The organism is Planctellipticum variicoloris, assembly GCF_030622045.1.
Taxonomy (GTDB): domain Bacteria; phylum Planctomycetota; class Planctomycetia; order Planctomycetales; family Planctomycetaceae; genus Planctellipticum; species Planctellipticum variicoloris.
In genome coordinates this window covers 6,305,654-6,323,900 of the sequence record NZ_CP130886.1, presented here as the reverse complement: position 1 = coordinate 6,323,900, position 18,247 = coordinate 6,305,654, and the positions used below count along the sequence as shown (strand labels likewise).

Below are 18,247 nucleotides of genomic sequence, written 5' to 3'. Positions count from 1 at the left end.
TGGCGAAACCGGAATTCTATGTCATCACGTTCCATTCTGCGAGCGTGGACAGTGGTGGCGGGCCAGGCGCCCGCGTGGCTGTCGCTGCGGCGGCCGATCGTGCCGCAGGGCCCCGACATGATCTTCGTATTAGTCGTGCGGCCGGTTCGCTTAGTAGTGAGTCGGCAGCGACTGCAGCGGAACCGAGGCGGTGGTCGGATAGGCCATGCCGGGCGATGCGTAACCTGAGGTCACGGTCGGTCCGGCATACGTCGGCGCCGCGGCCGATGCGTAGATCGGAGTCGGGCTGGCGGCGATGGTCGGCGCGCTCATCGACTCGACCGCGGCCATGCCGCTGTAGTCAGCGCCAAAGCTGGCCCCGATCGGTTGCCCGCCGTAGTTGGGCTGGCAGGGGGAGCAGCCTCCCGTGCTGGGGGCGTAGTAAGCGCCGCCACAGGGATTGCAGCGGTTCTGACCGAGTCCGCAGCAGCAGCCCGCGAGCGAGCTGACGAGAGACAGTCCGGCGAACAGGACAGCGGAACGCTTCAACATGATCGACCCTTCATTGACCGAACAGTGACGGGAGTAATTCGAGGGGATGTGGAGCTTGCGTCTGGCCTGGCACCGGGGGAGAGACCGGTTTGATCGCCGCTGAATTCCCGCTCAACGCGGCGGGAGGTATAGCGAACGCGAGAGTCGGTCGAGAAGATCAAACCCGCAAAAAATCGCCGTGAAACCGCTTTTTCCTCAAGTTCCCCAGTCGCCGGGTCGGGGCGGTCCGTTCCACGCGGAGTTCCACGCCGGAGCCGCGAACGAAGCATCGTGAAACGGGTTCGGGAAACGGTCGATGGGCGCCGCGGATCGTGAATCAGGTGCCGCGGCTGGGCCGAACAGAAGGCCCGGTCTTCGAGTGCTCCGAGGCATTGCGAAGACGCTCCTGCCCCGGCCACCCACGTCTTACGGACCTTCGAAAAGTTTTTCGACGCCGTGCGACCGCCGAAGAATCGGAGCGACATGCTCGGCGACAAAGACCCGGTTTGCACAGCCGAAGTGGCCGCCGGCGTTGAACGCCAGGAGCATTCTTAGGTCGTAGGGAATCTGGACGAGCGAGGGGTGATCGGCCGGCGTTTCAGGGGGCGATCGAAACCCTACGAATCCTGCAGCCGGCGTGTGGCGTCCGTCGAGCGTTCCACAGACGAGCGTGCCCAACCCCAGGAACAGCCAGTCGCCGCGTGAATAGAAGTTCCAGATGCCGTGTTGTGTTCGCTGCAGGGCCAGGTTCAATGGGTAGCTTGGAGACAGCGCGGGGCCGAGCAGAATCAAGCCGGAAATGGCCGCGATCTCCGGCAGCGACTCTGCCGCCAGGACGCTGATCGCCCCGCCCCCCGAGTGTCCGATGAGCCAGACCGGTCGGCCGGGGTAATCGCGCTGGTAGTCCTGGATGCGACGGGCGAGTTGCTCCACCATGCGGCGATTCCGCCGCCAGCCGCGCAGGTGATAGAGGAACAGCGGGTTCCAGCCGGTGGTCCAGTCGAAGATTTCGATGGCGTGCGGGATTCCGGAATCAAGCAGGCCGTTAAAGATCGAGATATTGAGAAAGCTTTGAGACTCAATGCCGGGCAGGACGAGGAGGAGCCCATGCTCCAGCCGCTCCGGTTCGACTCGGCGAATCCAGCGTCCGCCGAGCAGTCGACCGAGCGGGGCGACGAGGAATGTCAGGCAGGTGGTGAGGCCGCGCCACCACCGCTGAAGAAGGGAAGCTCGTTGAGTCGCGGTGACGGACATTTCGCATTTTGCAGCAGGGGGGGGTACTCTGGCAGGACCGGTCAATCGTAGGCAGCGGGCGCTGCGGCGACCATCCCACGTCAGAAGTCGGCGACGGAGTTCCTCCATTAAGGTCCAATTCGGTCCCGGAACGCTGGAACTGGCTCAGGGGAATCTGGTGACGCAGAATGTTGACGCCATCGTCAACGCGGCGAACTCCCATCTGGCGGTTGGAGGCGGCGTCTGCGGGGCCATTCATCGCGCCGCGGGTCCGGCGGTCGAGGAGGAGATTGAGCAGAAGTATCCCGACGGTTGTCCGACCGGGAACGCCGTGGCGACGGGAGGCGGCGAACTTGCGGCGCGCTGGATCTTTCACGCCGTCGGCCCCGTCTGGCAGGGGGGGCATGCCGGCGAGGGAACGCTGCTGCGGTCGGCGCATCGGCGGTGCCTGGAGCTGGCCGTCGAGCATCAGTGCCAGTCGATTGCATTTCCGGCCATTAGCACCGGGATCTACGGCTTCCCCATCGATCTGGCCGCGGAGCACTCGCTGGACGAAGTCAGGAAGTTCCTTGTCGAAACGAAGGCCGCGCTCCGAGTCCGGTTCGTGCTGTTCGATGCCGGCAGTTATGCGGCGTTTGCGCGGGTGCTGGAATCGATGGTGGAATAGTTTCCTCCGACACAAAAGCGAGGCCTTGGGCATGATCGAGTGGCATCGCATCCATGGGACACTGGTGCAGCTGATGTGGCGCATCATCGCGCCGCGGCATCCTCGTGGCTGGCTCGATTGCCATGCCGTTCTCAACGACACTGGAGACCGACTGTGGGTCCACTGTCACGGGATGGAACGCTGGAATCTTCCCAATATCGAATTCGTCGACGTTCCCGTCGATCTGGGAGGGCCATGCCATGGTCTGCTGATGGCAATCACCGGCTATATGAAGTTCGAGAAATCGATCCGGGTCGATGAAAACGTCGGTGGCTGCATGGAATCCGCGGACCAGATTGTTCTTCATCTGGCGACGCTCCGCCGTTCGCCATGTACCGAATCTGGACACGACAACCTGTTGCGGGTTGTCGATCTTGGCGAACCTGTCGAAAGTGGTTTTCCGCGTCGTCTGCTTGCCGCCCATCTGATCGCAATGGCAGATAATACGAGGTCGTGCCCGGAGCAGATTCGGCTTCTGCGACGAGCGACGGAGATATTTCCTGGAGAGCCTCTCAGCGGCCCGGACAGTCTGTCGGCGCGAGGTAGCAACCCTGGCAACTATTTCGCCTGGGACGGGCTTGGAACGGTATACGGCACTGCTGGTCGCACGGAGGAAGCCGTTGAGACACTCAAGACTGCCGTGCTGCGGTGGCCCTTTGGTGCTCGACATTTCGCGATGAACATTCAGCAAGACGTGGCGACGGGTAAGCTTTCGGGTAGCGATCCCGATCCTGTGCTGAACTTCTGGCGCAACGTCGATGTGGATGAACTGGTCGATCAATATCGCGAGTCCGCGAAGGAGCCGACCGAGTGAACCGTCGCCATCACTTCGCCCGCAGCATCCTCCGCAGCTCCAGCGGATAGTCCGTCAGGATCGCATCGACGCCTGCGCGGGTGACCGCAGCCCAGTGGGCCTCTTCGTGCCCCGCATAGTTCGCACCCGCCACGAAGACTCGCTTGCCCCGGGCGTGAATTTTCTCGACATCGGCTGCCGACGGGATCACGCGCAAATACATCCAGTCGGCTGTGGCGTCGTCGAGATCCGTCGGCAGATCCTCGATCTTCTCCACCAGGCGGGCCGTGTGAGTGTTTCGGGAAGCTGCTCGCAGACTTTCCCGCAGTTCGCGGGACTGAATCGTCGCGCCGATAAACAGAAGTCGGTCGAGAACCTTGCGTTCCGCCGCCATGCGGACGACTTCCGCGCCGACCTCGTGGGCCGCGTCCTTCAGATCGACCGCCATCAGGGCCGTGGGGGAGGAACTCGCCTGGACGAGATCGAGCACTTTGGCAATTGTCGGAATCTTCTCGCCGGCAAAAGAGGGGTCAAACCATCGGCCGGCGTCGAGCTGCTGCAGGTCGGCGAGCGTCTGCGCCGCCGCCGGTCCGCGGCCATTCGTCGTGCGGTCGAGGGTCTTGTCGTGCAGGCAGATCAGTTGCCCGTCCTTCGAACGCTGGACGTCGAACTCGAAGCCGAACTGCAGCGTCAGGCAACTTTGGAAGGCGGCCCGGGTGTTCTCCGGGGCGTGCCGCCGCAGTCCGCGATGGGCGACGACATGCGGCGGCTCCGCGGCGGCAACCGGGCCGATCAGCAACAGGATGAAAGCGGCCCGGAGGAAAGTCCATCGATGCATCGCGGTTCGATCCCGAAACAGCGGCACTTCGTACCATCGGACAGGAAGCGGCTCCGCCTCCCACTCGAATCTTGCCTGATGAGAACCGTCTTTTTGCTGCGAAGCGACGACATTCGCCGACGATACCTTATTTCTTTGCCCAGTAGTCAAACACCAGCACCTTGTCGATGCGGGGGCCTACGAGCTTGACGAATTCCTGATGCGCCGGATGCGGAAGGTAAATCTCCCGGCCCTTCTCGTCCTTGAACGTAACCAGGAACCCGTGGGTGAAGCCGTCGGCCTTGTTCTCGACGCTTACGTCGGTGCCGGATTCGAAGTCGGTAATCACGTCGATCTTCTTCGGCAGTGCCGCGAACGCGTCGACCACTTCCTGCACTTGAGCGGGGGTGACTTCCGCCTTGAACTTGAACAGCACCATGTGCCGGAGCTGTTTGCCGGCGGCATCCGCTGCAATCGTCGAAGTCGAGTCGGCCATTCGCATTGCTCCCAGGGCTGCCACGCCGAGCACCGTGCACCAGATCCAGCGCTGCATGATTCGAAGTCTCGCATCAGAGGTTGATTGAGAGGACCCACGGGGACAGGGTAACGCGGGGATAGTCCGTTGTCAGTGGTCCGTAGTCAGTGGCGGGAGCGAAGAGCGAGTCGCCAGAGGCAGAATCGCGGATCGCTTATCGGCAGATCCGGATTTCCTAATTCTGGCTCTCGACTCTGGACTCTCGTCTCTCGACTTCTTCCATTCGCCATTTTTCTTCCCGGCGTCTTTGCGTTCCGTTCTTACGCCTTTGCGTGAAATCTTCCATCTTGCTCCGCGAGCCTCTCTTCCCGTTCGGCGTTCGACCTGACCAAATCCTCAGGTTCGGCGGGAGAAAACTCCGTCGCGAAGGTGGGCGGGAATGGCGTAGAATTCCGGATCTGAACTGTTGAGCCCGCGAATTGGGGACCGGCTGCAATGAGCATGGTGGTGATTATTCTGGCGTCGGCAGCCATCCTGTCGGTGGCGTACTGGACCTACGGGCCGTTGCTCGTCCGCCTGCTCCGACTTGACCCGCAGGCCACGACCCCCGCCGTGGAATTGCGGGACGACGTCGACTATCAGCCGCTGGAACCGAACGCGCTGCTCAGCCAGCACTTCTCGGCGATTGCCGCGGCGGGGCCGATCGTCGGGCCGATTCTGGCCGGTGTGATGTTCGGCTGGCTGCCGGCGCTGATCTGGATCCTGGTCGGGTCGATCCTGATCGGCGGCGTCCACGACTTTACGGCCCTGGTGTCGTCGATCCGGCACAAGGCGAACTCGATTGCCGATGTCGTGCGGGAGCACATGAGTCAGCGCGCCTTCGTGCTGTTTCTGACGTTCGTCTGGCTGGCGCTGGTCTATATCATCATCGCGTTCACGGACATCACCGCGGCGGCGTTCGTCGGGCAGCAGAACCTGGAAAATGGAGACTCGGTGACCGGGGCGGGGATTGCGTCGTCGTCGCTGATGTACCTCGCGCTGCCCATCATCATGGGCCTGCTGCTGCGGTATACGAAGCTGTCGATCGGCATGGCGACATTGATTTTTTTACCGCTGGTAGGGGTGTCGATCTGGGCTGGGCAGCATGTGCCGGTGGACGTCGCCGCGGCGTTGCGATCGTTCATGCCTGCGCTGGACGTTCCGGCCTCGGAGAAGATGGCCCACAAGGTGTGGGACGTGCTGCTGCTGGCGTACTGCTGCGTGGCGTCAGTCGTACCGATGTGGCTGCTGCTGCAACCCCGCGGGCACCTGGGCGGATACTTTCTGTACGTTGCGCTGCTGGGGGGAATGCTCGGATTGCTGTTCAGCAACGGATCGGTCCAGTATCCGCATTTCACGGCCTGGGAGACCCCGAAGGGCGAGACGCTGTTCCCGTTCCTGTTCATCACGATCGCCTGCGGCGCGTGCTCCGGGTTTCACTCGCTGATTGCCTCGGGGACGACGTCGAAGCAGCTCCGGGTAGAGACGGACGCGAAGCTCATCGGCTATGGCGCGATGCTGCTGGAAGCGATGGTGGCCATCGTTTCGCTGTGCTGCGTGATGAAGCTCGCGGTCGGCGATGAACTGCTGAAGAATCCCGCACCGAACCGGATCTATGCCGAGGGGATCGGCAGCTTCCTGGCGACGCTGGGACTCGACGCCAAGCTCGGGGTGTCGTTCGCGCTGATGGCGTTTACGACGTTTGTCTACGACACGCTCGATGTCTGCACGCGACTGGGGCGGTATATCATTCAGGAGCTGGTCGGTTCGCGGGCGACCTGGGCCCGCTGGCTGGGAACGCTCGTCACGGCCGGCGTGCCAGTCTTCTTCGTCATGACAGAGATGACCGACGCCAGCGGCAAAGCCGTCCCGCTGTGGCGCGTCTTCTGGGCGCTCTTCGGCGCCAGCAACCAGTTGCTCGCGGCTCTGACGCTGCTCGGCGTGACGGTCTGGCTGTGGCGGACCCGGCGGGCCTGGTGGGTGTGGCCGGTGGTGGGCGTGCCGACGGCGTTCATGTACTGCATGAGCACGTGGGCGCTGGTCAAAATGACGTGGGGCACTCTGCAGCAGATCCAGCAGAATCCGTCGCTGCCGCTCGCGACGTACATGGTGCTGGGAATTTCGACGCTGCTCATCGGGCTGTCGCTGCTGATGCTCGTCGAGGCGTTCCTCGCGCTGACGCGATCGACGCGTCGACCGGACGAAGAAACGCTGCTCGTCAGCCCGGCGACTGCGTAGCGCGGAATCGGAGGAGAACCACGAATTTCACGAATAGGCACGAATGGTTTAAGACATTCGCGGGTGACTGAAGTGAGATCGCCGGAAGTCTGGCAGAGACCGAACTTGACGCGTTTGCCTTCCGGAAATTCGTGCTCATTCGTGTAATTCGTGGTTCCTCTTCCGGGCTCCCGGGGACCTCCCCTGCTCATGGTCGATCAGCCGCCACCATCGCCCGCGGAACCGGAACGCTCGTCGAGCGGGCCGCGGCGGTCGGTGCGTCGGCGGGTCAAACTGCTGGACATTGACCCGGCTTACGAGAAGCTCAAGCCGCGGACGCTGTGGCAACGGGCTCAGGACGACTTCCGGAGTGGCGGAACGGCTCTGTTGATCAGCCTGGTGCTGCACGGCATCGCGCTGGTGATCATGGCGATCATCGTCGTGCAGACTCACTACCCCGAGACTCTGGATCCACTGGTGGCGACGTGGTTCACACCCCCTGCGGCCAAACCGGCTGAAGCCGCGGCGCCGGTCGTGGTCCGGCAGCCGGTCCGGTTGCCGTTGAACTCGACGCTGACGCCGACACCCTCGGAAAAGATCTCTCCAAAGCCGCCCGCGAACCCCTCCGGCGGCGCGCAAAAACTGGGTCTCGTGCCGGTGTTGCCAGTCGATATCAAGCGGTCGCTGGAAAACCGCAGCCTGCGGACGCGGCAGGAGGAGCTGGCAAAACTCGGCGGTTCGGAGGACGTCGAACGGGCAATCAAGGCGGGGCTGCAATGGTTCGTCCGACAACAGCGAAGCGACGGTCGGTGGGAGCTGCACCAGGGGTATCCGGACGCCGCTCCGTCGTACGTCCGGACCGATACTGGCGCCACGGCCCTGGCCCTGTTGCCGTTCCTCGGCGCGGGGCAGACGCACCTGGAAGGGGACTATCAGAAGGTGGTGGCGAGTGGCCTCGCATGGCTGACGAAGAATCAGGACCCGGAAACGGGGGACCTGCACGACCAGCGGCAGGAGGAAGGGCGGCTGCCGGCGTTCTACGCGCATTCGATGGCGACCATTGCCCTGTGCGAGGCGCTGGCGCTGACGGATGACGAGAGCCTGCGGGAGCCCGCGGAAAAGGCGGTGCGTTACCTGCTGTTCGCCCAGCACCCGCAGCATGGCGGCTGGAAGTATCGTCCGATCAGCAAAGACATGGTCGGGGACCTGTCGGTCACGAGCTGGGCGCTGATGGCGCTGCACTCGGCCCGGATGGCGGGCATTGAGATCGACCAGGAAGAGTACGAACGGGCGTCGGGGTTTCTGGATTCGGTCTCGGAGCAGGGGGGCAGTCGCTACAAGTATCAGCCGAACTCGGCGGCCGGGGCCGTAACTCCGGCGCTGACCGCGGAGGGGCTGCTCTGCCGGCAATGGCTGGGCTGGCCCGCGGATGACCCACGGATGAAGCAGGGCGTTCACTTCCTGATGCTGGATCGCAATCGGCCGGAGGCGTCGACCACCGGCCGGGTTTATTCGTGGTACTACACGCTGCAGGTGCTGCACAACCTGGGCGGGGATGACTGGAAGACGTGGAATGCAGCCGCCCGGCAGATGGTACTCAAGGCCCAGGCGACCTCGGGGAGTACCAAGGCGGGGAGCGACATTCGCGGGAGCTGGAAGCCGGAACAGCCGCTGAGCGTCGGCGAAGAGTTCGGGGACAAAGCGGGCCGGCTGTATCTGACGAGCCTGTGCCTGCTGATCCTGGAGACGCCGTTCCGGCATCGTCCGCTGTATGAGCTCGCCGAGCGAGAAAGCACGAAATCCGAAACTCCCTGACTCTACCGGATTGCAGGTATTGAGAAACCGGGAAGCCGGCGGGCGGCATTGTTGTAATTCCCATGTCCCTCGCAGTACGACGATCTCCGGGAGAACGCGGCGGCGTTGCGGGACTTCGTGGATGGCTGGGCCGGGATCGCCCCGGAACGGTTCCCGACGGGCTTCCCACCAGGCTGCGGCCTCTACGGATTTGGACGTGTATCCCGCAAACGTCCCGGCGTGAAGCCCCGTAAACTGGTGCTGGCCGGCGGCGAGGCGTATTGGCTGCGTCCCAGCTTCGCGCCCCCCCCGACATGGCCGGAACGGTGGACGAACTGGCGTATCCGTTGTTGTTGGCCACCCACGGCGTTCCCGTGTGGCTGCTGACGCTCGGCTTTGGCCGCTGCGACTGTATTGGTATCGCCTCATCGAACGGTTGGCAGCAGCAGTCTGGTCGGAACCACCGTGCGGGACGCTGCTCGGTTGCCCGAGCATCTGGCCGCCGGCGAACATCACGTCGACTGAACCGGCGAGAAAGCCCATCCCGAATGATTCACCCCGTTCCAGGACAACGGCGTCCCGCGGCGTAGAAGGTGTTGTCACATCAGCACTTCGACGCCACAAATAGGCCGGGGGTGAGTTGACAGGGTTTGCTGCCGTTGGCCTTCGATTTCCACCCCGGAAAACCGATCGAATCGAGGTCTCCCGGGCGCAGCTCACCGGCGAGGCTGGTTCAATCGTCGTCGTCGCGAGGATCCGCTGGGCGAGGGGTTCGCCACGACGTGGCATCAGCGTCTGATCAAGGCTGCGGCGGAGATCACGGTCAGCGCCCGCCGTGTGGGGGCCGGTTGAGCGCAAGTTGGCCGTCGACAGACGAGTACCGCTGGATCTCGCAGGCGGTGCTGGCCTGGCCGCGCAGCTCCTGACGCCTTCTCCCGTCGCGCGGCCGCGGACCTGACATCAGCTTCGACGTTCCCGGGGAGGGGGGGCTTCTGCGCGCCGCACAGATCGCCGTTCAATGGCCGCTTGCACCAGGGCCGAGCCGACGTCGAAGAACGAAAAACTGGAGAAGGGGGCAACGCAGCGTCACCCTCTCCTCCGGCTATTCCCTGCTCGCTATTCCCTTTTCGCTTCCAGCCACCCGCTACGGCCCGGAAACCGCCAATTCCGGCAGAGCCTTCTTCAGCTCTTCCACCCCGCTGCTCGTGAAGTTGATGCTGTTGCTCAGGTTCAGCTTCTTCAGTTTCTTGAAGCCGGCGACCGTCTTCAGAGCTTCGTTCGTGAGCTGCGTATCGGCCAGGTTGAGATCCTCCAGCTCCGTCAGACCGGACAGCCCCTTCAGCCCCTCGTCCGTGACCTGGGTGTTCTGCAGGCTGAGCGTTCGCAGCTTCTTCAGCCCGACGAGCGACTTGAGCCCTTCGTCCGACACGCCGGTCGACCAGAGCTTCAGAGTCTCCAGGTTGGTCAGCTTCTCCAGGTGCTTCATGCCGGAATCGCCGAAGATCCCTTCGCTGAGGTCCAGTTCCTTCAAACCGGTCAGGTCGGCGATATTCGCCAGGCCGTCGTCGCGGATCAGCGTATCCCGCAGCAGCAGCCGGTTGAGGTCTTTCATCTCCTTGACGATCGCAATCCCCTTGTTGCCGACCTGAGTTCGCACGAGCGAGAGAAACTTCAGCTTCTTGAGCGGGGCGAGGGCTTCCAGGCCGGCGTCTTTCAGACGAGTGTCGTCGAGTTCGAGCGCGGTCAGGTTCGTCAGCGTCTTGAGTTGTGCCAGACTGGCGTCGTCGAAACTGCCCCCCCAGAGATTCAGCTCGGTCAGCTTCGTGCACTGGCTGATCGGCTCGACCCCTTTGCTGGTGACCTTGCTTCCTTCCAGCTTGAGCGACGTCAGATTCGGAAACTTCTTGTTCAGGTCCGCCATCCCTGCATCGGACATGTTCGTGAACCGCAGGTCGAGCTGTCGCAGGTTCTTGAGGGCCGAGAGAGTGTCCAGCGCGGCGCTGGTGAAGTCCGTCCGACGTGCCAGCAGGTTCGTCAAGTTGCTGAAGCCGGCGACGATGGCGGCCCCTTCGTCGTTGACCTTCGTGTTGCGCAGTTCGAGAACGCGGATCTTCTTGAGTCCCGCGACCAGCTTGAAGGTCTCGTTGCTGACCCCCGGACCCGAGATCCGCAGCACCTCCACTTCAGGAAGACGCGCAATCTCCGTCAACAGCTCCGTGGCCTTGGCGGCGTCTTCCATCGAAACGTCGACCAGATCGACGGCCACAACCTGCTGATCTTTGTTGAGCTGGATTTGCGCCCCTGCATCCTTAAGCGTCTGAATGACGGCAGCATCATCCGGAGTTGCCGTCACGGCGGGGGCGACCTCGCCCTCCACCTTCTTCTCCGGAGCCGGCGCGGACGGGCAACCAACGAGACAGGACAGCATCAGCGCCCAGACGGGCAGCAACCGACGAAACATAAGAGTCAACCTTGCAGGCGAGAGTGAAAGCGGGCGATCCCGTCGAATCTATCAAGGTACCGGCGCGCCGGGGCGGACGCAAATCGCCGGCTTGTTCGCGCGAGGCTCAATTCTCCACTCACGGGTGGCCGGGGCTGGAGCGTCGTCGCGAAGCCCCGGGCTGAGATTGCGACCGAAGACCGGGGCTTCCCTTCGGTCCAGCCCCGGCCACCCCAAAAGTCTCTGCCGGCAACGCCGGTAGGCAACGGGACGCCTGCCGCGTAAACTGTTGGTCGGTCAGGAATGACGAATGGTCGCAAGGGAGTGAATCGCGTGTCCGCTGCGGATGATCTGACGCCGAGTCAGCGGGAAGCCGTCGAGCACTTCGAGGGACCGCTCCTGGTTCTGGCCGGCCCCGGATCGGGAAAGACTCGCGTCATCACCCGGCGGATCGCGCGGCTGATCGAGCGCGGCGTCGATCCGCGCGCCATCCTGGCCATCACGTTCACCAACAAAGCCTCCCGCGAGATGGCCGAACGGGTGCAGAAACTGCTCCCCGGTTCGCGCGTCTGGGTCAGCACCTTCCACAGGTTCTGCGCGCGGATGCTCCGCGAGCAGGGCCGGGCCGTCGGGCTGGAAGCCAATTTCTCGATCTTCGACACGTCCGAACAACACCAGCTCCTGAAGCAGGTGCTGCACGACCAGGACATCGACGCGACACACTTCCCGCCCGCCAAAGTGGGGCAGCGGATCAGTCAGGCCAAGAACGAACTGATCACTCCCGAACGCTATCGCGAGATGTATCAGGAACGGGTCGGCGACCACTTTCAATCGGTCGTCTCGCGCGTCTATCCCGAATATCAGAAGCGTTTGCTGGCCGCGAACGCCGTCGACTTCGACGACCTGCTGGTCCACATGGCGATTCTGCTGCAGCAGCACGAGGAACTGCGGCGGATGTGGGATCGGCGGTTCCGGTTCGTCCTCGTCGACGAGTACCAGGACACCAACCGGGCGCAGTATCAGATCGTCGCCCAGCTTTCGCAGGAGCTGCCGAATCTGTGCGCCACCGGCGATCCGGACCAGTCGATCTACGGCTGGCGCGGCGCCCAGATCGAAAACATCCTCCGCTTCGAACGGGACTTTCCGCAGGTCCGCGTCGTCCGACTGGAGGACAACTTCCGCAGTACGCCGGAGATCCTGCGGGCCGCCGACACGCTGATCGCCCACAACCGCCAGCGAAAGCACAAGACGCTGAAGTCGAACCGCCCGGCTGGCGCCCCGGTCGAGTTTCGCCGGTACGACGACGGCCGGCAGGAAGCGGATTCGATCGCCGCCGAGATCCACGACCTGGTCAAGTCCGGCCAGCGTCGCTGGTCGGACTTCGCAATCTTCTACCGGGTCAACGCGCTGTCCCGCTCGCTCGAAACGTCGCTGGCCCGGCGGAAGATTCCCTTCCAGCTCGCCGGCGGGGTGGCGTTCTACGAGCGTTCGGAAGTCAAGGACCTGCTGGCCTATCTGCGGCTGATCGAAAACCCGCAGGACCGGGCCGCGTTTCAGCGCGTGGTCAACGTCCCCACGCGTGGCATCGGCAAAACGTCGCTCGACCGGATGCTCCGCTGGTCCGATGAAGTGCAGATTCCCATGCTGGAAGTCGCCCGGAGCGCTGGCCGGATTCCCAAGCTCCCCAAGCGGGCCGCGGCAGCGCTGCGGCAGTTTGCCGACCTCATCGACGAACTGGCCCACGTCGCGCGAACGGGGCTGGTGGTCGATCTGCTGCAAGCCGTTCTGGCGCGGACCGGCTACGGGCATCACTGGACGGTGGATGCCTCCGAAGAGGACATGCAGCGGAAGTCGAACGTCGACGAACTGATCTCCGCCGCCCGGCAGTACGACGAACAGACCACCCGCGAGCCGGCGAATGACATTCCGGCGCTGACGGGTTTTCTCGAATCGGCGAGCCTGGCGCAGGATCTCGACAGCCTGGACGCGGAATCCGGAGCGGTGACCCTGATGACGCTGCACGCGGCGAAGGGACTGGAGTTTCCCTGCGTGTACCTCGTCGCCGTCGAGCAAAACCTCATCCCGCACGAGCGCTCGCTGCGGAATAACGATCCCTCGCAGCTCGAAGAAGAACGCCGGCTGCTGTTCGTCGGGATCACGCGGGCCGAGGAGAGTCTCGTCCTGACGCACACGCTCCGGCGGGAACTGCACGGCCGCAGCCTCAGCACGATTCCCAGCGACTTCTTCAACGAAGTCGATGCGATCCATCGCGACTGCGGCGGGACGGACTTTCCGCTGGACGACGTCGAAGAAGAACCGGCGCGGCCGCTGCGAGCCCGGGAGAAACTCCCGCCGGCGACAACCGTTGCTGACAAGGCCGACCGCCTCTCGGCCCTGCGGGCGGCGATGGGCGACGGCCGCCCTCTGTTGACCACGGGAGCAGCGCTGCAGAGCGGAGTGCTGCAGGCCGCGGAACTGCCGCAAGGCTTCGCTCTGGGGATGCAGGTCAGGCATCCGCGGTACGGCCTGGGAACGGTCGTCGAAGTCTCCGGGATGTCCCGGCACCGGACAGTAACGGTGGAGTTTGCCGCGGATGAGCGCCGGGAATCCTTCATCGCCGCCAAGTGCCCATTGCAGCCGGTGGGGCTGAGGTGAGGCAGGAGCGAATAGCGAGCAGGGAATAGCGAATAGCCGGAAGAAGAAGGCCGATCGCTTATCGCTGATCGCCAGAGAAGAAGCTCATGTTCCATGCCTCCTGCGCCCCGGAGGGGCGATAGATCCCTCCGGAACTGGACATCCCTCACTTCCTTCCCGCTGGTTCTGGCCGCACGCTACAGCAGCCTCACTCCTCCCCGAGCCGGCGTTTGAGACGGGCGATCTCCTGACGCAGCCGACGGTTCTCCTCGACGAGCGATTCCCGCTCCGGGGGAGCGGTGGCGGACTGGCGGACGATCCGGTCTTCGGTGAAGTAGACGCTCGCCAGCAGGCTGGTTTTGCAGTAGGCACTGTGCTCGTGACCTTCACGGTCGAGATACCGGATGGCATAAATCCGCTCCCGTTTCTCGCCATACCAGCCGGGTCCGAACGGCGACCAGCGCGCGGAAAGGAGTTCGCCGCCAAGCGACGCCACGTAGGCATTGATCCGGCTGTGGTCGAATACGCCGGCGCCGATCCGGATCGCCACCATGAGCGCGATCAGGACCGGCACGATCAGGAATGCGGTTTCCATAGCCCGAATGATTCACCCCGTTCCAGGACAACGGCGTCCCGCGGCGTAGAAGGTGTTGTCACATCAGCACTTCGACGCCACAAATAGGCCGGGGGTGAGTTGACAGGGTTTGCTGCCGTTGGCCTTCGATTTCCACCCCGGAAAACCGATCGAATCGAGGTCTCCCGGGCGCAGCTCACCGGCGAGGCTGGTTCAATCGTCGTCGTCGCGAGGATCCGCTGGGCGAGGGGTTCGCCACGACGTGGCATCAGCGTCTGATCAAGGCTGCGGCGGAGATCACGGTCAGCGCCCGCCGTGTGGGGGCCGGTTGAGCGCAAGTTGGCCGTCGACAGACGAGTACCGCTGGATCTCGCAGGCGGTGCTCGCCTGGCCGCGCAGCCCCTGACGCCTTCTCCAGTCGCGCTGCCATGGACCCGACATCAGCATTCGACGTTCCCGGGGAGGGGGGCGTTCTGCGCGCCGCCCGGCGCAGATCACCGTTCGATGGCCGCTTGCTCTCGGACCGAGCCGACGTCGAAATGATGAACTGCTTGATGAATCATGCGGGCTAAATCACCGACCGCGACTATGGCGCACTTTTGCAAGTGCCTGGGCAACAAGACGTTATAGCGAACAGACAGTTTCTGCTGCGAAAGCGTGAAAAAGCGAGCGGCATTCCAAATCCAGACACTGTCCGGCGTGCCTCACGATCGTAGCCGGCGATTTCGTCGAAGCCGTCCCTCGGTAGTCCGCGGTCCAGACGGCCGCTACCATACCCATCAATCTCTGGCGATCTTTCCAGGCGTCTCCAACCGCCGCCATTCCTCGGAGTCTGCAGCATGAAGTGTCGTTCGTGGGCTGTCTGGTCCCTCCTCGCCGGTAGCCTCGCCACGGGGCCGCTGACTGCCGCCGATACCGTCGACGGCAAGGTCTATACTCAGGTCCCGGAAGTTGTCGACGGTAAGTCGCCGGCGCGAAGCACGGCCCCGGATTTCAGCGCCGGGCCGGTCCCCGCCTGGATCTGGGGGCCGAATCGGGACACCCGCTACTTCCTTAAGCAAACCCTTCCCGCCGCCGTCAAATCCGCCTGGATCAAGGTCTCGGCCGACAATCACGTCGCCGTCTGGCTCAACGGCCAGAAAGTCGGCGGCAGTGACGAGTGGCAGGCGCCCGCCACGCTCGACCTGACGAAGTCGCTCAAATCGGGCGAAAATACCCTGATCCTCGAAGTCTGGAATGATGGCGGAATCAGCGCTGCGCTGGCGAAGGTCGTCCTGTCCGACGCGGCCGGGAAGGCCTCCTACCTGGTCACCGATGAGAGCTGGGCCGTCCTTGCCTCGAAGGACTCGACCGAAAAACTGGCCGTCGAGACGCATGGTGAGCTTGGTGTCCAGCCCTGGGGCGACGTCTTCTCCCTCGCGTCGAACGGCGACAGTAAATTCAACCTGCTCCCCGGCTTCCAGGCCGAACGCCTCTTCACGGTCCCCAAAGACGAGCTCGGCTCCTGGGTCTGCCTCGTTTCCGACGGCAAAGGCCGGTTTATCGCCAGCGACCAGGGAGACAAGGGGCTCTACCGCATTACGCCGCCCGCTCCCGGCAGCAGTGAGCCGACGAAAGTCGAAAAACTCGACGTCAAGCTCAGCGGCGCACAGGGGATGCTCTTCGCGTTCAACAGCCTCTACGTGACTGTGAATGGCGGACCGGGGAGCGGCCTGTACCGACTCCGCGACACCAACGACGACGATCAGTTCGACGAACTGCTCAAGCTGAAGGAAATCCGCGGCGGGGGCGAACATGGCCCGCACGCGCTGCGACTCTCGCCGGACGGAAAATCGATCTACCTCATCTCCGGCAATCACACCTTGCCGCCGTTCGATGTGATCCGTAACGCCGATCCGCAGACGATGGGGGGGATGCGCGCGGAGCCGCTGCACGCAAAACTCCCCGAACACGCCTCCAGCCGGCTCTCTCCCAACTGGGATGAGGACCTGCTGCTGCCTCGGCAGTGGGATGCCAACGGGCACGCCCGCGGCGTCCTGGCCCCCGGCGGCTGGATCGCCTCGACCGACCCCGACGGCAAGAACTGGGAGTTTTTCAGCAGCGGCTATCGCAATCCGTACGACATGGCGTTCAACGCCGACGGCGAGCTGTTCGCCTACGATGCCGACATGGAATGGGACATGGGCATGCCGTGGTACCGGCCCACTCGCGTCGTCCACGCCACCAGCGGCAGCGAGTTCGGCTGGCGCAGCGGCACCGGCAAATGGCCGACGTACTACGTCGACAGCCTGCCGCAGATGATTGATATCGGCCCCGGCTCACCGGTGGGGGTCGAGTTCGGCCACGGGACGAAGTTCCCCGCGAAGTACCAGCGGGCGCTGTATATCCTCGACTGGACCTTCGGGACGATGTACGCCATCCACATGGAACCGGAGGGCGCCAGCTATCGCGCGACCAAGGAAGAATTCGTCTCCCGCACGCCGCTGCCCCTCACGGACGCTGCCGTTGGCGTCGACGGCGCGCTCTACTTCACCGTCGGCGGACGCGGGACGCAATCGGAACTCTTCCGCGTGACTTATGTCGGCAACGAATCGACCGCCCCGGCAACGCTGACCGATGCCGCCGGCGCGGACCTGCGGGCTCTCCGCCGGAAGATTGAAACGTATCAGTCCCGCCAGGCCGATGCGAAGGCCGCCGTGAGCTTCATCTATCCGCACCTCAGCCATGCTGACCGCCACATCCGCTACGCGGCCCGCGTGGCTCTCGAATGGCAGGATCCGGCGGCCTGGCGGAGCCGCGTCCTCGCGGAAGAGAACCCGGACGCACTGATCCAGGGAATCGTCGCTCTGGCCCGAGTCGCCGACAAGCCGGCCCAGATCGACCTGCTCAATGCGCTCGGCCGGCTGGAGTTCGCGAAACTATCCGAACGCCAGCAGCTCGACGGGCTGCGGGCGCTGTCGCTGGTGCTGATCCGGCTCGGCGAACCGACCGATCCCGTCGTGCTGGCCGACATCGCCAAGCCGCTCATCCCCTTCTACCCGGCCAAGTCCGACGCGCTCAATCGCGAGCTGTGCATGATCCTGACGGCGGTGCAATCCCCCGAGGTCGCCGCCAGGTCGATGCCGCTGCTGACCCGTCCGTCGCCGGCCCCGTCCGCCGGCGAAATTGCCGCGCTTCTGGCCCGCAATCCAGGGTACGGCGGCTCAATCGCCAAAATGATCGAGAATCAGCCCGATCTGCAGAAGCTGGAGCTGCTCTTTACGCTGCGAAATCTCAAAACCGGCTGGACGATCGCCGATCGTAAGATCTACTTCGACGCTCTCAAGGAGGCTCGCTCCAAGGCGGGCGGCGCCAGTTATCAGGGTTTCCTCAAGAACATCGACCGCGATGCCTTTGAAAATGCGACCGAGAAGGAGCGACTTGCCATCGAAGCGGGCGGCGCCCGCGAACCCTTCCGACGACCCGAACTCCCGAAACCGGCCGGCCCGGGGCATGACTGGACGAGCGAAGAAGTCGTCGCACTTGGCGACAAGCTCAAGGGGCGGGACTTCAAGAACGGCGAAAAGATGTTCGCCGCCACCCGCTGCGTGATCTGCCATCGATTCGCCGGCGACGGCGGGGCGACCGGCCCCGACCTGACTCAACTGGCAGGCCGTTTCAATCTGAAAGACCTCACGGAGTCGATCATTGATCCCAACAAAGTCGTCTCGGACCAGTACCGGGCGTCGCTCCTCGTCACCGATGCCGGCAAGTCCTACACGGGCCGGCTGGTGAGCGAAACGAAGAACAGCGTCACGATCCTGACCGATCCGGAAGACTCGACCAAGGTCGTCGAGGTTCCCCGCAGCGAGATCGAAGAGCTCCGGCCCGCCCCGACGTCGCTCATGCCCAAGGATCTGCTGAAACCCCTCAACGAAACCGAAGTCCTGGATCTTCTGGCGTATCTCCTCTCCCGCGGCGATCCGGGGAGCCCGATGTTCCGGAAGTAGGATTGTCCCCCTCAGACATCAACACC

At 63.8% G+C, this 18,247-nt stretch carries 12 protein-coding genes; 6 read left to right on the top strand and 6 right to left on the bottom strand.

The genetic code is table 11. The features are described from left to right. Positions 1 to 150: 150 nt before the first annotated feature. Entirely contained in the window at positions 151 to 531 is a 381-nt protein-coding gene (locus SH412_RS24720; RefSeq protein ID WP_336520706.1) for a hypothetical protein, read from the bottom strand. A gap of 405 nt (positions 532 to 936) precedes the next feature. After that, positions 937 to 1,764, bottom strand: a complete 828-nt coding sequence (locus SH412_RS24715; RefSeq protein WP_336520705.1) for a serine aminopeptidase domain-containing protein — start codon at positions 1,762 to 1,764, stop codon at positions 937 to 939. A 157-nt stretch (positions 1,765 to 1,921) separates the two neighbouring features. Between SH412_RS24715 and SH412_RS24710 the strand changes: the two genes are divergently transcribed. Beyond that, positions 1,922 to 2,410 carry a macro domain-containing protein gene (locus tag SH412_RS24710; RefSeq protein ID WP_336520704.1) on the top strand — a complete coding sequence of 163 codons (489 nt, stop codon included), beginning with the start codon at positions 1,922 to 1,924 and terminating at the stop codon, positions 2,408 to 2,410. Between the two features lie 31 nt (positions 2,411 to 2,441). After that, positions 2,442 to 3,263 (top strand): tetratricopeptide repeat protein, encoded by an 822-nt coding sequence (locus tag SH412_RS24705; RefSeq protein ID WP_336520703.1) that lies wholly within the window; start codon positions 2,442 to 2,444, stop codon positions 3,261 to 3,263. A 10-nt stretch (positions 3,264 to 3,273) separates the two neighbouring features. On the opposite strand, the gene SH412_RS24700 is transcribed toward SH412_RS24705, so the two are convergent. Further along, the gene (locus SH412_RS24700; protein ID WP_336520702.1) at positions 3,274 to 4,080 is read right to left on the bottom strand and encodes a glycerophosphodiester phosphodiesterase; all 807 of its coding nucleotides are present in this window, start codon (positions 4,078 to 4,080) and stop codon (positions 3,274 to 3,276) included. A gap of 127 nt (positions 4,081 to 4,207) precedes the next feature. Next, positions 4,208 to 4,612, bottom strand: coding sequence for a Dabb family protein (locus SH412_RS24695; protein WP_336520701.1), 405 nt, complete (start codon positions 4,610 to 4,612; stop codon positions 4,208 to 4,210). Positions 4,613 to 5,029: 417 nt separating this feature from the next. Between SH412_RS24695 and SH412_RS24690 the strand changes: the two genes are divergently transcribed. Further along, positions 5,030 to 6,811: a carbon starvation CstA family protein gene (locus SH412_RS24690; protein WP_336520700.1), complete on the top strand. Its 1,782-nt coding sequence runs from the start codon at positions 5,030 to 5,032 to the stop codon at positions 6,809 to 6,811. Positions 6,812 to 7,000: 189 nt separating this feature from the next. Continuing rightward, positions 7,001 to 8,605, top strand: coding sequence for a prenyltransferase/squalene oxidase repeat-containing protein (locus SH412_RS24685; RefSeq protein WP_336520699.1), 1,605 nt, complete (start codon positions 7,001 to 7,003; stop codon positions 8,603 to 8,605). 1,123 nt (positions 8,606 to 9,728) lie between these two features. Here the strand turns inward: SH412_RS24685 and SH412_RS24680 are convergent. Next, positions 9,729 to 11,045, bottom strand: a complete 1,317-nt coding sequence (locus SH412_RS24680) for a leucine-rich repeat domain-containing protein (protein ID WP_336520698.1) — start codon at positions 11,043 to 11,045, stop codon at positions 9,729 to 9,731. A gap of 312 nt (positions 11,046 to 11,357) precedes the next feature. On the opposite strand from SH412_RS24680, the gene SH412_RS24675 reads away from it, so the two are divergent. Next, a complete protein-coding gene (locus SH412_RS24675; protein WP_336520697.1) occupies positions 11,358 to 13,679 on the top strand; it encodes an ATP-dependent helicase in 2,322 nt (773 codons plus the stop codon). Between the two features lie 187 nt (positions 13,680 to 13,866). On the opposite strand, the gene SH412_RS24670 is transcribed toward SH412_RS24675, so the two are convergent. Further along, positions 13,867 to 14,253, bottom strand: a complete 387-nt coding sequence (locus SH412_RS24670; protein ID WP_336520696.1) for a hypothetical protein — start codon at positions 14,251 to 14,253, stop codon at positions 13,867 to 13,869. Between the two features lie 818 nt (positions 14,254 to 15,071). On the opposite strand from SH412_RS24670, the gene SH412_RS24665 reads away from it, so the two are divergent. Next, on the top strand, positions 15,072 to 18,221 hold the full coding sequence (locus SH412_RS24665) for a c-type cytochrome (protein ID WP_336520695.1): 3,150 nt from the start codon (positions 15,072 to 15,074) through the stop codon (positions 18,219 to 18,221). Positions 18,222 to 18,247: the final 26 nt, after the last annotated feature.